This is a genomic window from Erwinia typographi (assembly GCF_000773975.1).
Taxonomy (GTDB): domain Bacteria; phylum Pseudomonadota; class Gammaproteobacteria; order Enterobacterales; family Enterobacteriaceae; genus Erwinia; species Erwinia typographi.
This window is the reverse complement of sequence record NZ_JRUQ01000037.1, coordinates 13,425-35,404: the sequence shown is the minus strand read 5'-3', so window position 1 is coordinate 35,404 and position 21,980 is coordinate 13,425. Positions and strand designations below refer to the sequence as shown.

The 21,980-nt window shown below is 57.1% G+C and carries 16 protein-coding genes; 4 read left to right on the top strand and 12 right to left on the bottom strand.

All coding sequences use genetic code 11. From position 1 onward, the window contains the following. The first annotated feature begins 195 nt into the window (after positions 1–195). Together queD and NG99_RS11555 are read left to right on the top strand one after the other, a co-directional pair. Positions 196–555, top strand: a complete 360-nt coding sequence (gene queD, locus NG99_RS11560; protein WP_034892530.1) for a 6-carboxytetrahydropterin synthase QueD — start codon at positions 196–198, stop codon at positions 553–555. A 109-nt stretch (positions 556–664) separates the two neighbouring features. Beyond that, entirely contained in the window at positions 665–1,276 is a 612-nt protein-coding gene (locus tag NG99_RS11555; protein WP_034892527.1) for an inorganic diphosphatase, read from the top strand. Positions 1,277–1,315: 39 nt separating this feature from the next. Here the strand turns inward: NG99_RS11555 and queE are convergent, their stop codons facing one another. From queE to rlmD, 6 genes are all read right to left on the bottom strand, one after another. Continuing rightward, positions 1,316–1,987 (bottom strand): 7-carboxy-7-deazaguanine synthase QueE, encoded by a 672-nt coding sequence (gene queE / locus NG99_RS11550; RefSeq protein WP_034892858.1) that lies wholly within the window; start codon positions 1,985–1,987, stop codon positions 1,316–1,318. 256 nt (positions 1,988–2,243) lie between these two features. Further along, positions 2,244–3,539, bottom strand: a complete 1,296-nt coding sequence (gene eno / locus NG99_RS11545) for a phosphopyruvate hydratase (RefSeq protein ID WP_034892524.1) — start codon at positions 3,537–3,539, stop codon at positions 2,244–2,246. Between the two features lie 79 nt (positions 3,540–3,618). Further along, positions 3,619–5,256, bottom strand: a complete 1,638-nt coding sequence (gene pyrG, locus NG99_RS11540) for a glutamine hydrolyzing CTP synthase (protein WP_034892521.1) — start codon at positions 5,254–5,256, stop codon at positions 3,619–3,621. A 192-nt stretch (positions 5,257–5,448) separates the two neighbouring features. Then, positions 5,449–6,231: a nucleoside triphosphate pyrophosphohydrolase gene (gene mazG, locus NG99_RS11535; RefSeq protein ID WP_034892855.1), complete on the bottom strand. Its 783-nt coding sequence runs from the start codon at positions 6,229–6,231 to the stop codon at positions 5,449–5,451. A 97-nt stretch (positions 6,232–6,328) separates the two neighbouring features. Continuing rightward, on the bottom strand, positions 6,329–8,557 hold the full coding sequence (gene relA, locus NG99_RS11530; RefSeq protein ID WP_034892518.1) for a GTP diphosphokinase: 2,229 nt from the start codon (positions 8,555–8,557) through the stop codon (positions 6,329–6,331). 32 nt (positions 8,558–8,589) lie between these two features. After that, positions 8,590–9,906, bottom strand: coding sequence for a 23S rRNA (uracil(1939)-C(5))-methyltransferase RlmD (gene rlmD / locus NG99_RS11525; RefSeq protein WP_034892516.1), 1,317 nt, complete (start codon positions 9,904–9,906; stop codon positions 8,590–8,592). 126 nt (positions 9,907–10,032) lie between these two features. On the opposite strand from rlmD, the gene barA reads away from it, so the two are divergent. Further along, the gene (gene barA / locus NG99_RS11520; RefSeq protein WP_034892513.1) at positions 10,033–12,759 is read left to right on the top strand and encodes a two-component sensor histidine kinase BarA; all 2,727 of its coding nucleotides are present in this window, start codon (positions 10,033–10,035) and stop codon (positions 12,757–12,759) included. A gap of 68 nt (positions 12,760–12,827) precedes the next feature. On the opposite strand, the gene NG99_RS11515 is transcribed toward barA, so the two are convergent. The 6 genes from NG99_RS11515 to NG99_RS11490 all read right to left on the bottom strand — a co-directional run bounded on the left by NG99_RS11515 (position 12,828) and on the right by NG99_RS11490 (position 19,808). Next, on the bottom strand, positions 12,828–13,976 hold the full coding sequence (locus NG99_RS11515; RefSeq protein WP_034892509.1) for a glycerate kinase: 1,149 nt from the start codon (positions 13,974–13,976) through the stop codon (positions 12,828–12,830). 74 nt (positions 13,977–14,050) lie between these two features. Continuing rightward, on the bottom strand, positions 14,051–14,935 hold the full coding sequence (gene garR / locus NG99_RS11510) for a 2-hydroxy-3-oxopropionate reductase (RefSeq protein WP_034892506.1): 885 nt from the start codon (positions 14,933–14,935) through the stop codon (positions 14,051–14,053). Between the two features lie 23 nt (positions 14,936–14,958). Continuing rightward, positions 14,959–15,729 (bottom strand): 2-dehydro-3-deoxyglucarate aldolase, encoded by a 771-nt coding sequence (gene garL, locus NG99_RS11505; protein WP_034892503.1) that lies wholly within the window; start codon positions 15,727–15,729, stop codon positions 14,959–14,961. Between the two features lie 20 nt (positions 15,730–15,749). Next, positions 15,750–17,090 carry a glucarate dehydratase gene (gene gudD / locus NG99_RS11500; protein ID WP_034892500.1) on the bottom strand — a complete coding sequence of 447 codons (1,341 nt, stop codon included), beginning with the start codon at positions 17,088–17,090 and terminating at the stop codon, positions 15,750–15,752. A 27-nt stretch (positions 17,091–17,117) separates the two neighbouring features. Next, positions 17,118–18,455, bottom strand: a complete 1,338-nt coding sequence (locus NG99_RS11495; protein ID WP_034892497.1) for an enolase C-terminal domain-like protein — start codon at positions 18,453–18,455, stop codon at positions 17,118–17,120. A 9-nt stretch (positions 18,456–18,464) separates the two neighbouring features. Then, positions 18,465–19,808, bottom strand: coding sequence for an MFS transporter (locus tag NG99_RS11490; protein ID WP_034892494.1), 1,344 nt, complete (start codon positions 19,806–19,808; stop codon positions 18,465–18,467). A gap of 522 nt (positions 19,809–20,330) precedes the next feature. Between NG99_RS11490 and garD the strand changes: the two genes are divergently transcribed. Beyond that, on the top strand, positions 20,331–21,890 hold the full coding sequence (garD, locus tag NG99_RS11485) for a galactarate dehydratase (protein ID WP_034892491.1): 1,560 nt from the start codon (positions 20,331–20,333) through the stop codon (positions 21,888–21,890). Positions 21,891–21,980: the final 90 nt, after the last annotated feature.

Here is a 21,980-nt window from a genome sequence, read left to right as displayed (position 1 = left end):
ACGACTAAACGGTTTTATGGGTAAGACATAGCGACAAAACAGGTTAATTAACTTACCGGGAATCAACAGGTTACCCTCAGGGGGTGATTTCCATGCGCCCAGCGGCGCCGAATCGTCAGGGAAACGGGTGCTAAAAAAGGCTTTTTCGGGTAGACTTCGCCGGTTTTTTCAAGAAATGCATACTGAGACTGTCATATGGCTACCACGCTGTTTAAAGATTTCATGTTCGAAGCGGCTCACCATCTGCCTAACGTTCCGGCCGGGCACAAATGCGGCCGCCTGCACGGGCACTCTTTCCTGGTGCGGCTGGAAATTACCGGCGAAGTGGATGCGCATACCGGCTGGATCATCGACTTTGCCGAGCTGAAAGCGGCCTTCAAGCCGATCTACGACCAGTTGGATCACTACTATCTCAACGAGATCCCAGGGCTGGAGAATCCTACCAGTGAAGTGCTGGCGAAATGGATTTGGGATCGGATGAAGCCGAGGCTCGCGCAGCTGAGCGCGGTGACGATCAAAGAGACCTGTACCGCTGGCTGTATCTATAAAGGCTGATCGTAATCAGGATCGGTTCAGGCCGATCCGCCCCTCCCCGCTGTCATCTTGCTGTCATCCCTGCTCATTACGTTGTTGTCTCCTTCATTAAAGATCGAGAGAATCAACAATGAATTTGTTTAAAAAGTTTTCTACTGCTGCCATTCTTATTGCTGCCTGCCATCAGGCCAATGCCATCAACATTCTGGATTTTCCACAGCCTGAAAATACCCCTGATGAGTTCTATGCGCTGACCGAAATCCCCGCTGGCGGCATTATTAAGTATGAAACGGATGCCAAAACCGGTTTTATCGTCGCCGACCGTTTCCAGTCGATGCCGGTTGCTTACCCGGCAAACTACGGTTCACTGACGCAATCGTTGGGCGGTGATAACGATCCGCTGGACGTCATTTTTTACACTCGCGCCCCTATGGCACCAGGAACGCTGATTAAGCTGCGGCCAATCGGCGTGCTGAAGATGATTGATGGCGGCGAGTCGGACGATAAGATCGTGGCCGTTCCAGCCAGTAAAATCGACCCGACCTATGATGAAATTAAATCGGTAGACGATTTGCCCAATCTGGAGAAAGAGCGTCTTGCCGCCTTCTTCCGCGTTTATAAGCAACTGCCGGACGGTCGCAAGAAGGTTGAGCTGAACGGCTTTACCGATGCGGCCGCCGCGAAAGCCGAGATCAAAACGGCTTTCGAAGCCTATAAAGCCAGGGGAACTAAGGCAGATTAACGCTTTTCGTCAGGCGGCAGGGACGCCGCCCGCTTACCGTCAGGCTATATTGAGGTATTTATGGGTCTGCATCGACAGCCGCCAGTTGTGCTTAATACAGGTTTCAATGCAGAGCCTGGTGGCATCGTCTTTCTGACTGATCGGCTGAAGGGCGACGATCCGCGCCTTCTCATCGCTGAGCGTAGCCAGCAGCGCCTGTAAGGCTTCAACGTCCCGCTGGCGGGCAACAGGATGCTTCACCTCATCGGCGCGCACCAGCGCCTGATGCAGCACGTCATAGCCCCCGCGCATATTCACTTTGGGCGATACCGTGACCCAGGTTTCCGCACTACAGCGCACTTCATGGGTGCCGCTGGTTTCGATCTGGCAGCTGAACCCCTGCTGCTGAAGCGTATCCGTCAGCGGCGTCAGATCGTGGATGCAGGGTTCCCCGCCGGTGATCACCACATGGCGCGCCGTCCAGCCCTGGGCCGCAATCACCTTTAGCAGAGCGCCGGCATCCGCCGCGCCCCACGCGTCGCTCTCGATCGTTTTCAGCAGAATATCCCCCAGCGAGGTTTCCCGATCGGCCAGCTTATCCCAGGTGTGCTTAGTGTCACACCAGCTACAGCCTACCGGGCATCCCTGCAGGCGGATAAAAATTGCCGGAACGCCGGTATAAAAACCTTCGCCCTGCAACGTCTGGAACATTTCATTAATCGGGTACTGCATGACCATCTCGACTGGAAGTGAATTTAAGGGCGCAGAGTATGGCAGATCGGCGCTGCTTAGCCAAATCGCTTTCTGCGGGAAACCGACGCTCTTTTTGCGCCAGACAATAATATCGCTCGTTTTGGAGGAATTCCCATCAATAAGCAGCACGAATCCGCGCCGTGAAAAAGGCAAAAAAAATCAGGCCCGGAGATCCGGGCCTGATACGGTTACTGCTGAAGTTCCTCTGCCCGCTACGGGCCGGGAAATCAGGTCATTACTGACCTTTAACTTCTTTCAGACCGTTGAATGGCGCACGGCTTCCCAGCGCTTCTTCGATACGGATCAGCTGGTTGTACTTAGCTACGCGATCAGAACGGCTCATAGAACCCGTTTTGATCTGACCCGCTGCTGTTCCTACCGCCAGGTCAGCGATAGTAGCATCTTCAGTTTCACCTGAACGGTGAGAAATCACCGCCGTGTAGCCAGCGTCTTTCGCCATTTTGATCGCAGCCAGCGTTTCGGTCAGAGAACCGATCTGGTTGAATTTGATCAGGATGGAGTTAGCGATGCCTTTCTCAATACCTTCTTTCAGGATTTTGGTATTGGTAACGAACAGATCGTCACCAACCAGCTGGATTTTGTCGCCCAGCACTTTAGTCTGGTAAGCGAAGCCAGCCCAGTCAGATTCGTTCAGACCGTCTTCGATAGAGACGATTGGATACTGTTTGGTCAGGTCTTCCAGGAAGTGGGTGAACTCTTCAGAAGTGAAGGCTTTGTTGCCTTCGCCAGCCAGCACATATTTGCCGTCTTTGTAGAATTCAGAAGCCGCACAGTCCATCGCCAGGGTAACGTCTTTGCCCAGCTCGTAGCCCGCCGCTTTTACCGCTTCAGCGATAACGGCCAGCGCTTCGGCGTTGGAGCCCAGGTTTGGCGCATAGCCGCCTTCGTCACCTACCGCCGTGCCCATACCTTTGGACTTCAGTACTTTCGCCAGGGTGTGGAACACTTCAGAGCCGATACGGATGGCTTCTTTCAGGGTTTTTGCGCCAACAGGCTGGATCATGAATTCCTGGATGTCGACGTTGTTGTCGGCGTGCTCGCCGCCATTGATGATGTTCATCATTGGCAGAGGCATAGAGAATTTGCCCGGGGTGCCGTTCAGCTCAGCGATGTGCTCGTACAGCGGCATCCCTTTGGCAGCGGCAGCGGCTTTAGCCGCAGCCAGAGAAACGGCCAGGATGGCGTTTGCGCCAAACTTGGATTTGTTTTCGGTACCGTCCAGATCGATCATGATCTTATCGATGTTGGCCTGGTCTTTCGCATCTTTACCGGTTACCGCGTCAGCGATAGGACCGTTAACCGCAGCAACAGCTTTAGTCACGCCTTTACCCAGGAAACGTGATTTGTCGCCGTCACGCAGTTCCAGCGCTTCGCGAGAACCGGTAGAAGCGCCTGATGGCGCAGCGGCCATACCGACGAAACCGCCTTCCAGGTGTACTTCAGCTTCAACGGTCGGGTTTCCGCGAGAGTCGATGATTTCGCGACCGATGACTTTAACGATTTTGGACATTAGTTTTTTCCTCAGTACAAGTTATCTTTAAACTCAGACAAACAACGCCCTGAAAGTTCGGGCGTTGTTATGAAAATACTTACTTAGCCAAACGCTTCTGATGATCGCTGGCGGCTTTAACAAAGCCAGCGAACAGAGGGTGGCCGTCACGCGGCGTTGAGGTGAATTCCGGGTGGAACTGACACGCAACGAACCACGGATGCTCAGGCAGCTCAATCATCTCAACCAGCTGGTCATCGCCAGAACGGCCTGCCACGCGCAGCCCCGCCGCTTCAATCTGCTTCAACAGCATGTTGTTCACTTCGTAGCGGTGACGATGGCGCTCAACGATGGTATCTGAGCCGTACATCTGGCGAACCAGGCTGTTCGGGGTCAGCTGACATTGCTGGCTGCCGAGGCGCATGGTGCCGCCCAAATCGCTCTGCTCTGAGCGCTGCTCAACGTTGCCTTCTTCGTCGCGCCATTCGGTGATCAGCGCCACCACCGGGTATTTACAGTCTGGCACAAATTCCGTTGAGTTTGCGCCTTCCATCCCCGCCACGTTGCGCGCGAACTCCATCAGCGCAACCTGCATTCCCAGGCAGATGCCCAGATAGGGAACGTTGTTCTCACGCGCGTAGCGCGCGGTCATCACCTTGCCTTCCACCCCGCGGTAGCCGAAGCCGCCAGGGATAAGAATAGCATCTAAATCTTTCAGCAATTCGACGCCGCGCGATTCAATGTCCTGCGAGTCGATCAGCTTGATGTTGACCGTCAGACGGTTTTTCAGGCCGCCGTGCTTCAGGGCTTCAATCACTGATTTATAGGCATCCGGCAGCTCTACGTATTTGCCGACCATGCCGATAGTCACTTCGCCGCCCGGATTGGCTTCTTCATAGATAACCTGTTCCCATTCGGCCAGGTTAGCCTCCGGCGCGTTCAGATTGAAGCGCTTGCAGATATAATCATCCAGCCCCTGGGATTTTAACATGCCAGGAATCTTATAAATGGAATCAACGTCTTTCAGAGAGATAACGGCCTTTTCCGGCACGTTACAGAACAGGGCGATTTTGGCCCGTTCGTTGGCTGGCACCGCGCGATCGGAGCGGCAGATCAGCACGTCCGGCTGAATCCCGATGGAAAGCAGCTCTTTTACGGAGTGCTGAGTCGGCTTGGTTTTCACCTCGCCAGCCGCCGCCATATAAGGCACCAGGGTCAGGTGCATATACATGGTATGTTCGCGGCCAACGTCTACCGCCATCTGGCGAATAGCTTCAAGGAACGGCAGGGATTCGATATCGCCGACGGTGCCGCCGATTTCCACCAGCACCACATCGTGGCCTTCGCCGCCTTCAATGATGCGCTCTTTGATAGCATTGGTAATGTGCGGGATAACCTGAATGGTCGCGCCCAGATAGTCGCCACGACGCTCTTTGCGCAGCACTTCTGAGTAGATGCGGCCAGTGGTGAAGTTGTTACGACGGCTCATTTTGGTACGAATGAAGCGCTCATAGTGCCCCAGATCCAGATCGGTTTCAGCGCCGTCATCGGTGACGAACACTTCGCCGTGCTGAGTAGGGCTCATGGTCCCTGGATCCACGTTGATATACGGGTCCAGCTTCATGATGGTCACATTAAGACCACGCGCTTCGAGAATGGCGGCCAGGGAGGCTGCGGCAATGCCTTTACCCAGAGAGGATACGACCCCGCCGGTCACAAAAATATAGTTCGTTGTCATGCTGAACCTGAGAAAGTAGGTTTAAAGACGATGGAATAACCAGGACGGGAAAACAGTCTACCTGAATCCCCGCAGTGCCACAATTAATCGTTTCCTGATTATCTGCTGCCCATCGTATTGACCGCCAAAATCTTAGCGGATTTGGCGGCGAGGGAGGTTGATGCAAGTCACACTTTTGTTGAATCGAGTCAGCTACTCTTTTGCCTTTACCTGCTGCCAGGCGGCTTCCATCTGTTCGAGGGTGGCATCCGGCATTGTCAGGCCGCTGGCGGCGATGATTTGCTCGACCTGGCGAAAACGGCGCTCAAATTTATCATTGGCTTTTTGCAGGGCGATCTCCGCCTTGCTGCCCAGATGACGCGACAGATTCACCGTGGCAAACAGCAGGTCGCCCATCTCCTCTTCCAGCTTCTGCTGATCGATTACCGCCTGCTTAGCCTCGACCATCACCTCGTCGATCTCTTCATAGACTTTATCCAGCACCGGCCCCAGCGTGTGCCAGTCAAATCCCACGCTGGCGCAGCGCTTCTGGATTTTGTGCGAACGCATCAGCGCAGGCAGCGCGCGGGGAATATCATCCAGCGCCGAGTGCTGAGCTTTGTCGGCCCGCTCGCCGGATTTGATCTGCTCCCAGTTCGCCAGCACTTCCTCAGTGCCGCTGACCGTCACCTCACCGAAGATATGCGGATGGCGGCGCTCCAGCTTGTCGCTGATGCTGTGGCAGATATCGTCGAAAGTGAAACGCCCTTCTTCATTCGCCATCTGCGCATAGAACACCACCTGGAACAGCAGATCGCCCAGTTCACCCTTTAGATCGTCAAAATCTTCACGATTGATGGCGTCCAGCACCTCGTAGGTTTCTTCCAGAGTATAGGGCGCGATGCTGGCCCAGGTCTGCTCGCGATCCCACGGGCAGCCGCCCTCAGGGTCGCGCAGGGTTTTCATGATGCCCAACAGGCGATCGAGTGCGTTCATATCCGGTTCCATTTTAACCTTCAGGGAGCATAAGCTAAGCGTGTGGGCAGGAGGCCATGGCGCAAAGTGGCCGGTAAATCACCGGCCACTTGCCATCCTAGTGCAGTCTGCGGGCGTCGATGATATCCGGGACCTGATTCAGCCTCGCTAATACCCGGCCCAGCACCTGCTGATTGTAGATTTCAATATCCATGTCGATGGTGGCCAACTGCTTTTTGGTGTCGCTCCTGCTGGACACGCCGAGCACGTTAACCTTCTCATTCGCCAGGATGGTGGTGATATCGCGCAGCAGGCCGCTGCGATCGTTGGCGGTCACCCGCACCACCAGCGAGTAGCCGCTGGAATAGCTCTCTCCCCAGACGGCGTCCACAATGCGCTCTGGCGCATGGGAAATCAGATCCGTCAGCTGATCGCAGTCCGCACGGTGAATCGAGATCCCACGCCCCTGGGTAATAAAGCCCACGATATCATCGCCGGGGATCGGCTGGCAGCAGCGCGCAATATGGTGCATCAGGTTACCTACCCCTTCCACCACCACCCTGCCGCTCTCTTTGCTGCGCGGCGCGGCCGATTTCTGCGTCAGCTGGCGCAGCGCTTCGCGATCTTCTTCCTCAGCGCTCGGCTTATTTAACCTGGACTGTAGAAAGTTGGTCATCTGGTTCAGGCGGATATCACCGCCGCCAATGGCCGCCAGCAGCTCGTCCAGCGTGTTGAAGTTATAGCGCGGCAGCAGCAGTTTCTCGGCTTCCTTCAGGCCGATATCCAGCTGGTCCAGCTCGCTGTCGAGGATTTGTCGCCCGGCCACGATGTTCTTGTCGCGATCCTGCTTGCGGAACCAGGCGTGAATTTTTGAGCGCCCGCGGCTGGTGGTGACGTAGCCGAGGTTCGGGTTCAACCAGTCGCGGCTAGGATTTGGCTGCTTTTGCGTGATGATATCGATCTGATCGCCCATCTGCAGCTGATAGGTGAAGGGCACGATGCGGCCGCCGATCTTGGCGCCAATGCAGCGGTGACCGATATCACTGTGAATATGGTAGGCAAAGTCGAGCGGCGTCGAGCCGGCAGGCAGGTCCACCACGTCGCCTTTCGGGGTAAACACATACACCCGATCGTCAAAGACCTGGCTACGGACTTCGTCGAGCATTTCGCCCGAGTCGGCCATCTCTTCCTGCCACGCGATTAGCTTGCGCAGCCATGCGATACGCTCCTCATGGCCTGCCGCGCCGCGCGGGTTGCCGCTGGTGCCGCCCTCTTTGTATTTCCAGTGCGCGGCCACGCCCAGCTCGGCATCCTCATGCATCTGGCGGGTCCGGATCTGCACTTCGACCGTTTTTCCCTTCGGCCCCAGCACTACCGTGTGGATCGACTGGTAGCCGTTAGGTTTCGGGTTAGCCACATAGTCGTCAAACTCGCTGGGCAGATGGCGATAGAGCGTATGCACGATCCCCAGCGCGCCGTAGCAATCCTGCAGGCGCTCGGCGACAATACGCACCGCCCGCACGTCGAACAGCTCGTCGAAGGTCAGCGACTTCTTCTGCATTTTTCGCCAGATGCTGTAGATGTGCTTGGGGCGGCCGTACACTTCGGCCTTCACGCCTTCTTTGACGATCTCGGTGCGCAGGGATTGCACGAAAGTGTCGATGTACTGTTCGCGATCGATACGGCGCTCGTGCAGCAGCTTAGCGATGCGCTTGTATTCGTCAGGGTGCAGATAGCGGAAGCAAAAATCTTCCAGCTCCCACTTCAACTGCCCGATACCCAGCCGGTTCGCCAGCGGGGCGTAGATATTGGTACACTCTTTGGCGGCCAGCACGCGCTCATCTTCCGGCGCGTCCTTCACTTCACGCAGGTGGGCGATGCGCTCCGCCAGCTTGATCACCACGCAGCGGAAATCCTCCACCATCGCCAGCAGCATACGGCGGACGTTATCCACCTGTTCCGGCTCCATCGAATCATTATGGGTGGCTTTCAGCTGACGAATAGCGTCCATATCGCGCACGCCGTGCACCAGCGAGACGATGGCTTTACCGAACCGCTCTTCCAGCAGCGCTTCAGAAACCACACCGCTGTTGGCTAGCGGGAACAGCAGCGCCGCGCGCAGGCTTTCGCTGTCCATGCTCAGCATGGAGAGGATTTCAACCATCTCGACGCCGCGCCACAGCAGCAGCGCCGCATCGGGATGATTGCGCGTCGCTTCTTCACAATAGCGCCAGGTCTCGGCCAGTCGTTCACATGACTGCTGGTTAGAGATCCCCAAACTGGCGATCCATTGGTCGAGAGCAAACTCGCCAGCCGTGTTCAAATGTGCGCTTCTTACCGCAACCATATCCTCTCCTGGCTTAGCCCCTGTCCGGGGGCTTATTTTCGGCCAAATAACACCATGGATTCCACATGCCCGGTATGTGGAAACATATCAAGCAGGGCAATCCTTTCCAATTGGTAGCCGGATGCCAGAAGATTCTGACTATCCCGGGCAAGTGTAGACGGATTACAGGAAACGTAGACCACGCGTTGCGGAGCAAGTTTAATGATGTGATCCATCACACCTGCCGCTCCAGCGCGGGCCGGGTCCAGTAACACTTTGTTAAATCCTTCGGCAGCCCAGGGCTGCGCCGTCACGTCCGCTTCCAGATTGTGCTGAAAAAAGGCCACATTATGCAGATCGTTCAGAGAAGCATTATACGCACCCTTTGCCGCTAATGCTGCAACGCCCTCCACACCCGTGACATTTTCAACGTATTTTCCGACAGGCAGCGTAAAGTTTCCCATACCGCAGAACAAATCCAGCACCCGATCGTCTGGCTGAAGGTCCAGCCACGCCAGCGCCTGGCTTACCATCTTTTCGTTCAGCCCGCCGTTGACCTGAATGAAGTCGCGCGGGCTGAAGGTCAGCGTCAGGTCGTGAATGCGGTAGAACGGCATCTCGCCGTTAACCTGCTCCAGCGTCTCGCTGTCCGGAGCAAGATAGAGCATCAGCTGATACTTATGCGAAAACTGTTCCAGTTTGCGCCGGTCTTCCGCAATTAATGGCTCCAGGTGACGCAGCACCAACAGCGGACCGTTGTCGGCCAGCACCAGTTCGACGTGCCCCAGACGGCTCACCGCCTGCAGCGAACTCAGCATCTGATGCAGCGGCGGGATCAACGCATTAAGTTCGGGCTTCAAAACAGGGCACTGGGTCAGCGACACCAGATCGTTGGAGCCAGCCTGACGAAATCCCATTTGCAGGGTTTTACTGCGCGGCTGATAGCTGAGGCCCAGCCTGGCACGCCGACGATAGCCATAGGGCTCGCCAGCTATCACCAGGTCAACCTCAGCTTCCAGACCGGTTTGCTGGCTTAACAGCCGCGCCAGTGCCTTCGCCTTGCTGCTCTGTTGCAGGGCTGGCGAAACGTGCTGCTGCTGACATCCGCCACACTGGCTAAAGTGCGGACAGCGGGGCGTGACCCGCTCACTGCTTTTCGTGATAATGCGGCGGGTTTTCCCCCGCGCCCATGCGCGCTTGTCCTCAACAATATCCACTTCTACCTGCTCACCCGGCAGCGCGCCGCTGATAAACAGCGCTTTGCCGTTGTGTCTGGCCACGCCCTGTCCCAACCCGTCAAGGTCGTGAACCGTCACGGTGACGATCTGGCGGGTCGTCACGCGCCGTTTTGCAGAGTAGAATTGTGCCATTATTCGTTTATCCCGAAAGTTGTTAGCGGTGTCAGCAACCAAAAAGCGTGCGTAGCCTACACCAGCATCTGGATTAATTCGACCCGCATGACCGCCCGGCGGCAGAGATTTCGCTACAGGAAGATTATGACCAAATACAGCCTGCGGGCCCGTATGATGATTCTGATTCTGGCCCCCACCCTGATGATAGGGCTGCTGCTGAGTACCTTTTTCATTGTGCACCGCTATAACGAGCTACAGCGACAGCTGGTAGAAGCAGGCGCCAATATTATCGAGCCGCTGGCGGTATCCAGCGAATACGGCATGACTTTTCACAGTAAAGAGTCGATTAGACAGCTGGTCAGCCTGCTGCATCGCCGCCATTCGGATATCGTTCGGGCCATTTCAATCTTCGACGCGCAAAACCAGCTGTTCGTCACCTCGAACTACCATGTTGATAATGACGTGCTGCGCGTTCCCACCGGGGAGAAAAATCCGCACTCGTTCAGATATGAGCGACTGGGCAACTCGGTGATCCTGCGCACGCCGATTGTCTCCGAGAGCTATTACCCGGATGAATCCCCTGGTGAAGACGCCAAGCCCAACGGCAATCCGCTGGGCTACGTGGCGATTGAGCTGGACCTACAGTCAGTGCGTTTGCAGCAGTATAAGGAGGTGTTTGTCTCCACGGTGCTGCTGCTCTTCTGCCTGTGCCTCGCCATGCTGTTTGCTTACCGCCTGATGCGCGATGTCACCGGCCCAATCCGCGATATGGTCAGCACCGTTGACCGTATCCGCCGGGGTCAGCTGGACAGCCGGGTCAGCGGCTTTATGCTGGGCGAACTGGATATGCTGAAAAACGGCATCAATTCGATGGCGATGTCGCTGACCGCCTACCATGAAGAGATGCAGCAAAATATTGACCAGGCAACCTCCGATCTGCGGGAAACGCTGGAGCAGATGGAGATTCAGAACGTGGAGCTGGACCTCGCTAAAAAGCGCGCGCAGGAGGCGGCAAGAATTAAGTCCGAGTTCCTGGCAAACATGTCTCATGAGCTGCGGACGCCGCTGAATGGCGTGATCGGATTTACCCGCCAGACGCTGAAAACGTCGCTGAACATCACTCAGCGCGACTATCTGCACACCATCGAGCGTTCGGCTAACAACCTGTTAAGCATCATCAACGACGTGCTGGACTTTTCGAAGCTGGAAGCGGGCAAGCTGGTGCTGGAAACCATCCCCTTCCCGCTGCGGGACACGCTGGATGAAGTGGTTGTGCTGCTGGCCCAGTCGGCGCACGAAAAAGGGCTTGAGCTGACGCTGAATATCCAGCCTGACGTGCCGGACAACACCATTGGCGACCCGCTGCGCCTGCAGCAAATCATTATTAACCTGCTCGGCAACGCCATCAAATTTACCGAGCGCGGCAATATCGACGTCCGCATTGAAATGCGTTCGCTGAGTACTAACCGCGTGAATCTGGAGGTGCAGATTCACGACACCGGCATCGGCATTTCCGAAAAACAGCAGTCACAGCTGTTCCAGGCCTTCCGTCAGGCCGACGCCAGCATCTCCCGTCGTCACGGCGGCACCGGGCTTGGGCTGGTTATCACCCAGAAGCTGGTGAATGAGATGGGCGGCGAAATCTCCCTGCACAGCCGCCTCAACCAGGGCTCCACCTTCTGGTTTAACATCAATCTCGCGCTCAATCCCAATGCGAAAAGAGATCTCCGCGCGACGGACTGCCTGACAGGCAAGAGCCTGGCCTACGTCGAAGCCAACGGGGCGGCGGCGAAAGCGACGCTGGAGATGCTGGGCGCCACGCAAATGAACATCAGCTACAGCACCACGCTGGACGGACTGCCCGCCGGGCACTACGACGCGCTGCTGATGGGCCTTCCGGTGACAAAGGAACCGGACCGGGAACTCTCGCCGGAGCTGCTGCTGCCCGCGCTGAAGCGCGCCGACAGCCTGATTATGGCGCTGCCCTGCCAGATGCAGATTTATGCCGAGGAGCTGAAGCAGCGCGGCGTCAGCGCCTGCCTGATCAAGCCGGTCAGCCTGACTCGCCTGCTGCCGGTGCTGATTGAGAACCATACGCGGGAAACGGACGATCTTCCTGCCCGCCAGCGGCTGCCGCTGACGGTGATGGCGGTGGATGATAACCCGGCTAATCTCAAACTGATTGGCGCGCTGCTGGAGGAGCAGGTGGAAAACATCGTGCTGTGCGACAGCGGCGAAGCGGCAATCCAGCAGGCCAAAACGCGCAGTCTGGATATTATCCTGATGGATATCCAGATGCCGGACATCGACGGGATTCGCGCCAGTGAAATCATCCGCAGCTATCCGCAGCATAACGACACGCCGATTGTGGCGGTTACCGCCCATGCGCTGGAAGATGAAAAAGAGCACCTGATCCAGGCCGGGATGAACGATTACCTCGCCAAGCCGATTGACGAGGCCAAACTCGGCCAGCTGCTGGCGCGCTACACCCCCGGTTTACAAACGGTCGCCGCGAAACTGCAGGAGGTGTCGGTTTCGCTGGACTGGCAGCTGGCGCTTCGTCAGGCCGCTAACAAGCCCGACCTGGCCCGCGATCTGCTGCAAATGCTGGTCGACTTTTTACCGGAGGTTCAGCAAAAGGTGGACAGCTATATGGCCTCCTCAGATCCGCTGGCGCTGCGCGACATCATCCATAAGCTTCACGGCAGCGCCAGCTACAGCGGCGTACCGAGACTTAAGCAGCTCTGCCAGCAGATTGAGCAGGCGCTGCGCACCAACAGCAGTATTGCGGACGTGGAGCCGGAACTGTTTGAGCTGCTTGATGAGATGGAGAACGTGGCAAGGCTGGCGAAGGAGCGCCTCAGTCGGTAGGCGCTGTCCCCGATAAGATAGTCAGCCAGGGGCGGAAACAGCTCCGCCCCTGGCTGAGAGAAATGGGTTTAGTCGTTTCGCATCCGCTGTCCGATAGCCAGCGTTGAGGCAATATTTCGCGCGCTCATCCTCACGTTTTCGGCGGCATTATCCAACGCCTCCTCCAGCGTGCAGATGCTGAAAATCACGCTGAAAACCGCATCCAGCCCGTGCTGATGCACGATTCCCACGTCTTTGGTCAGGCTCCCCGCAATGCCAATCACCGGCTTGTTATAGCGCCTGGCGACCTTTGCCACGCCAATCGGCACCTTACCGTGAATGGTCTGGCTGTCAATTCTCCCCTCGCCGGTAATCACCAGAGTGGCATCTTTCACCAGCTCATCCAGCCCTAACGCTTCGGTGACAATTTCAATTCCCCGGCGCAGTTCAGCCTGGCAAAAAGCGTGCAGCGCTACGCCCATGCCGCCTGCCGCTCCGCCGCCCGCAATCGTCAGCACGTCGATATCCAGATCGCGACGGATCGCCTCGGCATAGTGCGCCAAGGCCTGGTCCAGCTGATTAACCAGCTCAGGCGTCGCGCCCTTTTGCGGACCAAAAATGGCGGAAGCGCCCTTATCGCCCAGCAGTGGATTAGTTACATCGCAGGCGACCTCAAAGCGGCAGCGCCGGATGCGCGAATCAAACTGGCTCATATCGATACTGACCAGGTTAGTCAGCTGGCCGCCGCCGAAGCCAATCTGCCTGCCGTCTTTATCCAGCAGCCTGGCGCCCAGCGCCTGCACCATCCCCGAGCCGCCATCATTGGTGGCGCTGCCGCCGATGCCGATAATGAAGTGCTCAACGCCTTTATCCAGCGCGTTGCGGATCAGCTCTCCCGTGCCATAGGAAGTGGTAATCAGCGGATCGCGCTGCGCGGCGGGCACCAGCTCAAGGCCGCTGGCCGCCGCCATTTCAATATAGGCGCAGCTTTCATCACCGGATAAACCGTAAAAGGCGTTCACGGTTTCCCCCAGCGGGCCGGTAACATCAAGCCTGATTATTCTTCCATTAGTCGCCGCCACCATCGCCTCGACAGTTCCCTCTCCGCCATCTGCCACCGGCAGTTTGACGTAGTGCGCGTCGGGAAAAATCTCGCGAAATCCCAGCTCGATCTGCGTGGCGACCTGCTGAGCCGACAGGCTCTCTTTATATGAATCCGGTGCGATTACTATTTTCATACGGTATCCGGGCGCGTTGAGCTGGCCTTAACCAGAAGTGCAGATACCGGCCTGCTGACAAGCCGGGCCAGGGACTATTTGCTGATTTCGACTTTCGCTAACTTCTCATAATAGCAAGCCAGCGCGCTATGGTCGGCCGTTCCCAGCCCGTCTGCTTTCAGCGCCTGCATCATCTCCATCACCGCCGCCGTCAGCGGTAGCTGGGCGCCGACGCCGTGCGAGGTGTCCAGCGCATTAGCTAAGTCTTTGATATGCAGATCGATGCGGAAACCCGGCTTGAAGTTACGATCCATCACCATCGGCGCTTTGGCGTCCAGTACCGTACTGCCCGCCAGGCCGCCGCGAATGGCCTGGTAAACCAGCTCAGGGTTAACGCCAGCCTTGGTGGCCAGGGTCAACGCTTCGGACATCGCCGCAATGTTCAGCGCAACGATCACCTGATTCGCCAGCTTGGTAACGTTACCGGCGCCGATTTCGCCAGTGTGAACCACTGAACCCGCCATCGCCTTCATGATATCAAAGCATTTATCAAACACCGCCTTATCACCGCCGACCATCACCGACAGCGTACCTTCGATCGCTTTCGGCTCGCCGCCGCTGACCGGCGCATCCAGCAGCGCGATGTTTTTCTTCGCCAGCTGCTCATGAATTTCGCGGCTCGCCAGCGGGGCAATCGAGCTCATATCGATGACGATGGTGCCCGGCTTAGCGCCGAGGATCACGCTATCCTCACCCAACAGCACCTCCTTCACCTGCGGCGAATTAGGCAGCATGGTGATGATCAGATCGCTCTGCTCGGCCACCTCTTTGGCGCTGCCCGCCACGGTAGCACCGGCGCTGACCAGCTCGGCTTCGTTATCCCGATTGTTATCGCGCACAACCAGCGAATAGCCTGCTTTAAGCAGATTTTTACTCATGGGTTTGCCCATGATGCCCAGCCCAATAAAGCCAATTTTCATTTTATGTTCTCCAGATTCGGTGATTACTTTTTGAAGCGGTCGCACAGCGCCTGCGTGGCCCCGCGGAAGACACCCAGATCGCTGCCAACGGCAACAAATCCTGCGCCCCACTCCAGATAACGGCGAGCATCGGCCTCTACCGGCGCGAGAATGCCGCTCGGCTTGCCAGCGGCCTGCGCCCGCTCGAACAGGTATTTGATCACTTTCAGCACTTCCGGATGCGCTGGCTGGCCGAGGTAGCCCAGGGCCGCCGACAAATCGCCCGGCCCGACGAAAATCCCGTCCACCCCGTCAACGGCGGCAATAGCGTCAATATTGTCGACGCCCTGCTGCGTCTCAATCTGCACCAGTACCGTCACGTTATCGTTGATGGTGCCGTTGTAGTCCGGCACGGTGCCGTACATGTTGCTGCGATGCGAAACGGACACGCCCCGGATCCCAGCCGGTGGATAGCGGGTAGAAGCCACCGCGCGGATCGCTTCCTCTTCGGTTTCCACAAAAGGAATCAGGAAATTTGAGAAGCCAATATCCAGCAGCCGCTTGATGATCACCGGTTCGTTGGTTGGCGGACGCACCACCGGCGCGCTGTGGCTGCCCTTCAGCGCCATCAGCTGCGGTATAAAGGTTGAGATGTCATTCGGCGCGTGCTCCCCATCCAGTACCAGCCAGTCAAACCCGGCCAGACCAAGAACCTCGGTAGTTAAAGGGTTGGCAAGCGCACACCAGCTGCCAATCAAGGTTTCCCCGGCCAGCAGGCGCTGACGGAAGCTGTTGGGGTTGTTTACGTAGCTCATCGGTAACTCCTGTGAAAAAATTAGCGCACCAGACAAGGGCGTTTATTATCAAAGGCCCAGTTCGGGATCAGGTACTGCATGGCCTGCGCATCATTGCGCGCGCCCAGCCCGTGCTTCAGGTAGCGCTGATGGGCCTGCATCACCTTGTCCATGTCCAGCTCCACGCCCAGCCCTGATTTCTGCGGCACCTGCACCCTGCCGCCTTTGATTTGCAGCGGTTCCCGGGTCAGCCCCTGGTTTCCTTCCTGCCAAATCCAGTGGGTATCGATAGCGGTAATTTTTCCAGGCGCGGCGGCGGCCACATGGGTGAACATCGCCAGCGAAATATCAAAGTGATTGTTAGAGTGCGAACCCCAGGTGAGGCCAAAGTCATGGCACATCTGCGCCACGCGGACCGAGCCTTGCAGGGTCCAGAAGTGCGGGTCGGCCAGCGGAATATCGACCGACTGCAAAGACAAAGTATGGCCCATCTGCCGCCAGTCAGTGGCAATCATATTGGTCGCCGTCGGCATACCGGTCGCCCGACGGAACTCGGCCATTACTTCGCGTCCAGAGTAGCCCTGCTCCGCGCCGCAAGGGTCTTCGGCATAGGCGAGCACGTCTTTCAACTGCTTGCCAAGCCCGATGGCCTCATTCAGCGACCAGGCGCCGTTAGGATCGAGGGTGATCCTCGCCTGCGGGAAGCGTTTGGCGAGTGCGGTGACCGCCTCGGCCTCTTCGCTCCCGGCCAGTACGCCGCCCTTCAGCTTGAAGTCGTTAAAGCCGTATTTTTCAAAGGCGGCTTCAGCAAGGCGCACCACCGCCTCCGGCGTCAGCGCCTCTTCATGACGCAGGCGATACCAGTCGCAGCGGTCATCAGGCTGGCTCTGATACGGCAGGCCCGTTTTACGGCTGTCGCCGACGTAGAACAGGTAGCCCAGCATCTCAACCTGATCCCGCTGCTGACCGTCGCCCAGCAGCGTCGCCACGTTAACGCCCAGGTGCTGGCCCAGCAGATCGAGCAGCGCCGCCTCAATCCCGGTGACCACATGGATAGTGGTGCGCAGGTCAAAGGTCTGGTTTCCCCGGCCAGCCGCATCGCGGTCGGCGAAAGTCTGACGCACATGGCTGAGCAGGTTTTTATACTCGCCCAGCCCGTGACCAATAATCAGCGACGCCGCTTCTTCCAGGGTTTTACGGATTTTTTCGCCGCCGGGGACCTCGCCAACGCCGGTGTGCCCGGAATTATCTTTGATAATCACAATATTGCGGGTGAAAAACGGCGCGTGCGCCCCGCTAAGGTTCAACAACATGCTGTCGTGGCCAGCCACCGGAATAACCTGCATTTCGGTGACTAGCGGAGTGCCTGTAATCGCGTTCATAGCATCATCCTTCTGGAGGAGTAAATTTTAGCGTCCAAAGGCGGGGCGTTTACGATCGAAAGTCCAGCCGGGGATCAGATACTGCATCGAGGTGGCGTCGTTACGCGAGCCGCCGGGCAGCGTTTTATACAGCTCATGGGCCTTTTCAATCTGCGCCCAGTCCAGCTCAATGCCCAGACCTGGCGCCTCCGGCACGGCGATTTTGCCGTTGCGAATTTGTAGAGGATTTTTCGTCAGGCGCTGCTCGCCCTCCTGCCAGATCCAGTGCGTGTCGATGGCGGTTGGTTTGCCCGGCGCCGCCGCGCCGACGTGGGTAAACATCGCCAGAGAAATATCGAAGTGGTTATTCGAATGGCAACCCCAGGTCAGACCCCATTCATCGCAGAGCTGCGCCACGCGAACCGCGCCGCTCAGCGTCCAGAAGTGCGGGTCGGCCAGCGGGATATCTACGGCATTGAGCATCACCGCATGATTCATCTCGCGCCAGTTGGTAGCGATCATATTGGTCGCCACCGGCAGGCCGGTAGCCCGACGGAACTCGGCCATCACCTCACGACCTGAATAGCCTTGCTCAGCACCGCAGGGATCTTCTGCGTAAGTCAGAATGCCATGCAGGTCTTTGCACAGCGCGATGGCCTCATCCAGCAGCCAGGCCCCGTTTGGATCGACGGTGATCCTGGCGTCGGGAAAGCGCGCCTTCATCGCTTTGACCGCTTCAATCTCCTGCTCGCCTGGCAGCACGCCGCCCTTAAGCTTGAAGTCTTTGAAGCCATATTTATCCTGCGCGGCCTCAGCCAGACGAACCACGCTGGCGCTGTCCATCGCCTTCTGGTGGCGCAGGTGATACCAGTCGTGCCCCGCCTGCTCACCGGCAAGATAAGGCAGATCGGTCTTCTCACGGTCGCCCACGTAGAACAGATAGCCCAGCACCGTAACCTCATCACGCTGTTTGCCCGGACCGAGCAGCTCCGCCACCGGCACATTGAGGCACTGGCCGAGCAAATCCAGCAGCGCGGCTTCGAGCGCCGCAACGGCGTTCACCCGCAGCTCAAAAGTCCAGGCGCCTTTACCGAAGGTATCAAAGTCTGCCGACTGGTTGCCTTTGTGCACCTGCTGCACCAGGCTGTTCATCCTGGCGACCTCTTTTCCTTTCACCAGGGGAATGGCGTCCACCAGCGTCTGATAGATCGTCTCTCCGCCTGGCGCTTCACCCACGCCGGTGTGCCCGGCGCTGTCCGTCAGAACCACGATATTACGGGTGAAGAAAGCGCCATGTGCGCCGCCAATGTTCAGCAGCATACTGTCGTGGCCCGCCACCGGGATAACTTTCATCCCGGTAATCACGGGACTACTTTGCGTCGTCATATCTCGTCCTTACAGATGTTTTAATTCGATTCGCTTGATGTCCTGCACCAGCACCAGGTAGCTCAACACCGCCACAAAAGCATGGATACCGACGTAAACCAGCGCGCCGTTATAGGACCCGGTAGAAGCGATGATGTAGCCAATGGCTATCGGGGTGATGATGCCTGAGAAATTGCCGAACATATTGAACAGCCCGCCGCTCAGGCCGCTGATCTCTTTCGGCGCCGTATCCGCCATCACCGCCCAGCCCAGCGCACCGATACCTTTACCGAAGAACGCCAGCGCCATAAAGAACACCACGACCCATTCTGTATCGACGTAGTTACACACCACCATCGAAATGGAGAGCAGCATGCCGAGAACGATAGGCGTCTTGCGGGCAATGTTCAGCGATCCGGTTTTGCGCATCAGCCAGTCAGAGATAACGCCGCCCAGCACGCCGCCAAGAAAACCACAGATAGCTGGAATCGAAGCGACCATCCCCGCTTTAAGAATCGACATGCCGCGGGCCTGTACCAGGTAGACCGGGAACCAGGTAATAAAGAAGTAGGTCAGGGCGTTGATGCAGTACTGGCCCAGATAGATGCCCACCATCATCCGCGAGGTGATGAGCTGGATGATCTGGTATTTTTTCTCCGCCCAGCTTACCTTACGCTCCTCTTTCTTCTGATCCATATTGATCAGCGCCCCGCCCTGCTCCATATACTCAAGCTCGGCTTTGTTGACGCCCGGATGATCGTTCGGATCGTGGATCACTTTCAGCCAGATGAAGCTGAGGATGATGCCGAGGCCGCCCATAAACCAGAAGACGTGCGCCCAGCCGACGGAAGAGACCAGCCAGCCCATAATCGGCGCGAAGATCACCGTAGCGAAATACTGCGCGGAGTTAAAAATCGCTACCGCAGTGCCGCGCTCCTGTGCAGGAAACCAGGCCGCCACAATGCGACTGTTGCCGGGGAAGGAAGGCGCTTCGGCCAGCCCAACCAGAAAGCGCAGCATAAAGAGCGTGACGAGGATGGTGAAGCCGCTGAATAGATCAACGAAGCCCTGGAGTAGGGTAAAGAGCGACCAGAGGAAAATACTCCAGAAGTACACTCGCCTGGAGCCGAAGCGGTCCAGCAGCCAGCCTCCCGGGATCTGACCGATCACATAGGCCCACGAGAAGGCCGAGAAGATGTAGCCCAACCCAACCGAGTTGAGGCCGATCTCTTTGGACATGGCAGATCCGGCAATGGCGATGGTCGCCCGGTCCCCATAATTGAATGAGGTGACGATAAATAACATCACCACTATCCAGTAGCGAGCATTTGTTCTTTTTTGCACGGCGCTCGCAGCACTGCTGATTGAATTCATGATGCACTCCTGAAATATAGCGGTCAGGCAAACTCACTCTGGACTGCATACACATCGCGTTGGGTATCAGAATGATGTTGGGTTAAACACAGCGATTATTTAGCAGAATAGTTAATACGCAGCGTGGAAATATCTCATCGTTCCGTTCGGTGAAAAGTATAGAAACTGTCGAAAGGGAACACATCGGTAATAAGCCCTATAAAAATGCAATAAAGCCCTTATTATTATGGCAATTGCACAATAGATTGCGGGGTAGCTCACGGAACGTAACCTTTCTGCGGAAGCGGTCACAGTCCGGCGGCTTTTCCCTTGCCTTTGTGAGCGTTCTCACTGATATCTGTACTTATGCCAGAAAAAGCAGGCGATCGCGGGGCCATATGTCTGACATCTGCATAATGTTTTTGCCGGAGCGCGCTTTTATACTGATCGGCAGCAGAATACTTAGTACCCGCAAAAAGGACGTATCATCAGTCAGGGAGAGACAGCCACTCTTTCATGAATTATTTCAGGACTTTTCGAGCAATGAACAGACAAAAAAACGATCCGGCCCTTTATATAAAAGTGCATGAGAACGATAACGTTGCCATCGTGGTCAATAATAATGGACTGACAGCGGGAACCGAATTTCCTTGTGGCCTGATATTAAAAGAACATATTCCTCAGGGCCACAAGGTGGCCCTCAGCGATATTGCTAAAGGCGGCGATATTATTCGTTATGGCGAAGTGATTGGCTACGCCGTGCGGGACATCGCGCGCGGCAGCTGGATAGATGAGTCGCTGGTGGTGCTGCCCGAAGCCCCGGCGCTGGCCAGCCTGCCGCTCGCCAGTAATATTCCCCCCGACCTGCCGCCGCTTACCGGCTATACCTTCGAAGGCTATCGCAATGCCGATGGCAGCGTTGGCACCCGCAACCTGCTGGCCATCACCACCAGCGTGCACTGCGTGGCGGGGGTGGTGGATTACGTGGTGCGCATTATTGAGCGCGAACTGCTGCCGAAATATCCCAATGTGGATGGCGTGGTGGCGCTGAATCATTTGTACGGTTGTGGCGTGGCGATCAACGCGCCTGCCGCCGTAGTGCCGATCCGCACTATCCACAATCTGGCGCTGAATGCGAACTTTGGCGGCGAGGTGATGGTGGTCGGATTAGGCTGCGAAAAGCTCCAGCCTGAGCGCCTGCTGGAAGGCACGCCCGACGTGCAGACCATTTCGCTGGGCGAGGAGGATGTGGTTCGCCTACAGGATGAAAAACATGTGGGTTTTGAATCTATGGTGCAGGATATTTTGCAGGTGGCGGAGCGCCATTTGCAGCGGCTGAATCAGCGCCAGCGCGAAACGGTTCCCGCTTCAGAACTGGTTATCGGGATGCAGTGCGGCGGCAGCGATGCCTTCTCTGGCGTCACGGCAAACCCGGCGGTCGGCTTTGCTTCAGATCTGCTGATTCGCTGCGGAGCCACGGTGATGTTTTCTGAAGTCACCGAAGTGCGGGACGCCGTGCATTTGCTGACGCCGCGCGTCGCCAGCGAAGAGGTCGGCAAACGCCTGCTGGAAGAGATGGCCTGGTACGACGACTACCTGAATATGGGGAAAACCGACCGCAGCGCCAACCCCTCTCCCGGCAATAAAAAAGGCGGCTTAGCCAACGTGGTGGAGAAAGCGCTGGGATCGATAGCCAAATCAGGACGCAGCGCCATTGTTGAAGTGCTTTCGCCCGGCCAGCGCCCGACGAAACGCGGCCTGATTTACGCCGCGACGCCAGCCAGCGACTTTGTCTGCGGTACGCAGCAGATGGCCTCTGGCATTACGCTACAGGTGTTCACTACCGGGCGGGGAACGCCGTATGGCCTGGCGGCGATCCCGGTGATCAAAATGGCGACCCGCACCACGCTGTCCGACAGGTGGCACGATCTGATGGACATCAACGCGGGCACCATTGCGACCGGCGAAGAGAGTATTGAGCAGGTAGGCTGGAGGCTGTTTGAGCTGATTCTGGACATTGCCAGCGCCCGCAAGCAGACCTGGTCCGATCGCTGGGGCTTCCACAACGCGCTGGCGGTATTTAATCCCGCGCCGGTTACCTGAGGCCCAAAGATCTCATGGGGTGTGGCCGCCCCATTCAGTGATTGCGGCGCTCCGGCCAGGAACTGAGTTTTTTACAGCACGGTAGCGCCT

Coding starts and splice junctions, on each gene's coding strand:
- rlmD (WP_034892516.1), bottom strand. CDS start 9,906: ATGGCACAATTCTACTCTGCAAAACGGCGCGTGACGACCCGCCAGATC.
- NG99_RS11515 (WP_034892509.1), bottom strand. CDS start 13,976: ATGAAAATAGTAATCGCACCGGATTCATATAAAGAGAGCCTGTCGGCT.
- NG99_RS11495 (WP_034892497.1), bottom strand. CDS start 18,455: ATGACGACGCAAAGTAGTCCCGTGATTACCGGGATGAAAGTTATCCCG.
- barA (WP_034892513.1), top strand. CDS start 10,033: ATGACCAAATACAGCCTGCGGGCCCGTATGATGATTCTGATTCTGGCC.
- NG99_RS11555 (WP_034892527.1), top strand. CDS start 665: ATGAATTTGTTTAAAAAGTTTTCTACTGCTGCCATTCTTATTGCTGCC.
- NG99_RS11490 (WP_034892494.1), bottom strand. CDS start 19,808: ATGAATTCAATCAGCAGTGCTGCGAGCGCCGTGCAAAAAAGAACAAAT.
- garR (WP_034892506.1), bottom strand. CDS start 14,935: ATGAAAATTGGCTTTATTGGGCTGGGCATCATGGGCAAACCCATGAGT.
- garL (WP_034892503.1), bottom strand. CDS start 15,729: ATGAGCTACGTAAACAACCCCAACAGCTTCCGTCAGCGCCTGCTGGCC.
- pyrG (WP_034892521.1), bottom strand. CDS start 5,256: ATGACAACGAACTATATTTTTGTGACCGGCGGGGTCGTATCCTCTCTG.
- queD (WP_034892530.1), top strand. CDS start 196: ATGGCTACCACGCTGTTTAAAGATTTCATGTTCGAAGCGGCTCACCAT.
- relA (WP_034892518.1), bottom strand. CDS start 8,557: ATGGTTGCGGTAAGAAGCGCACATTTGAACACGGCTGGCGAGTTTGCT.
- queE (WP_034892858.1), bottom strand. CDS start 1,987: ATGCAGTACCCGATTAATGAAATGTTCCAGACGTTGCAGGGCGAAGGT.
- garD (WP_034892491.1), top strand. CDS start 20,331: ATGAACAGACAAAAAAACGATCCGGCCCTTTATATAAAAGTGCATGAG.
- mazG (WP_034892855.1), bottom strand. CDS start 6,231: ATGAACGCACTCGATCGCCTGTTGGGCATCATGAAAACCCTGCGCGAC.
- eno (WP_034892524.1), bottom strand. CDS start 3,539: ATGTCCAAAATCGTTAAAGTCATCGGTCGCGAAATCATCGACTCTCGC.
- gudD (WP_034892500.1), bottom strand. CDS start 17,090: ATGAACGCGATTACAGGCACTCCGCTAGTCACCGAAATGCAGGTTATT.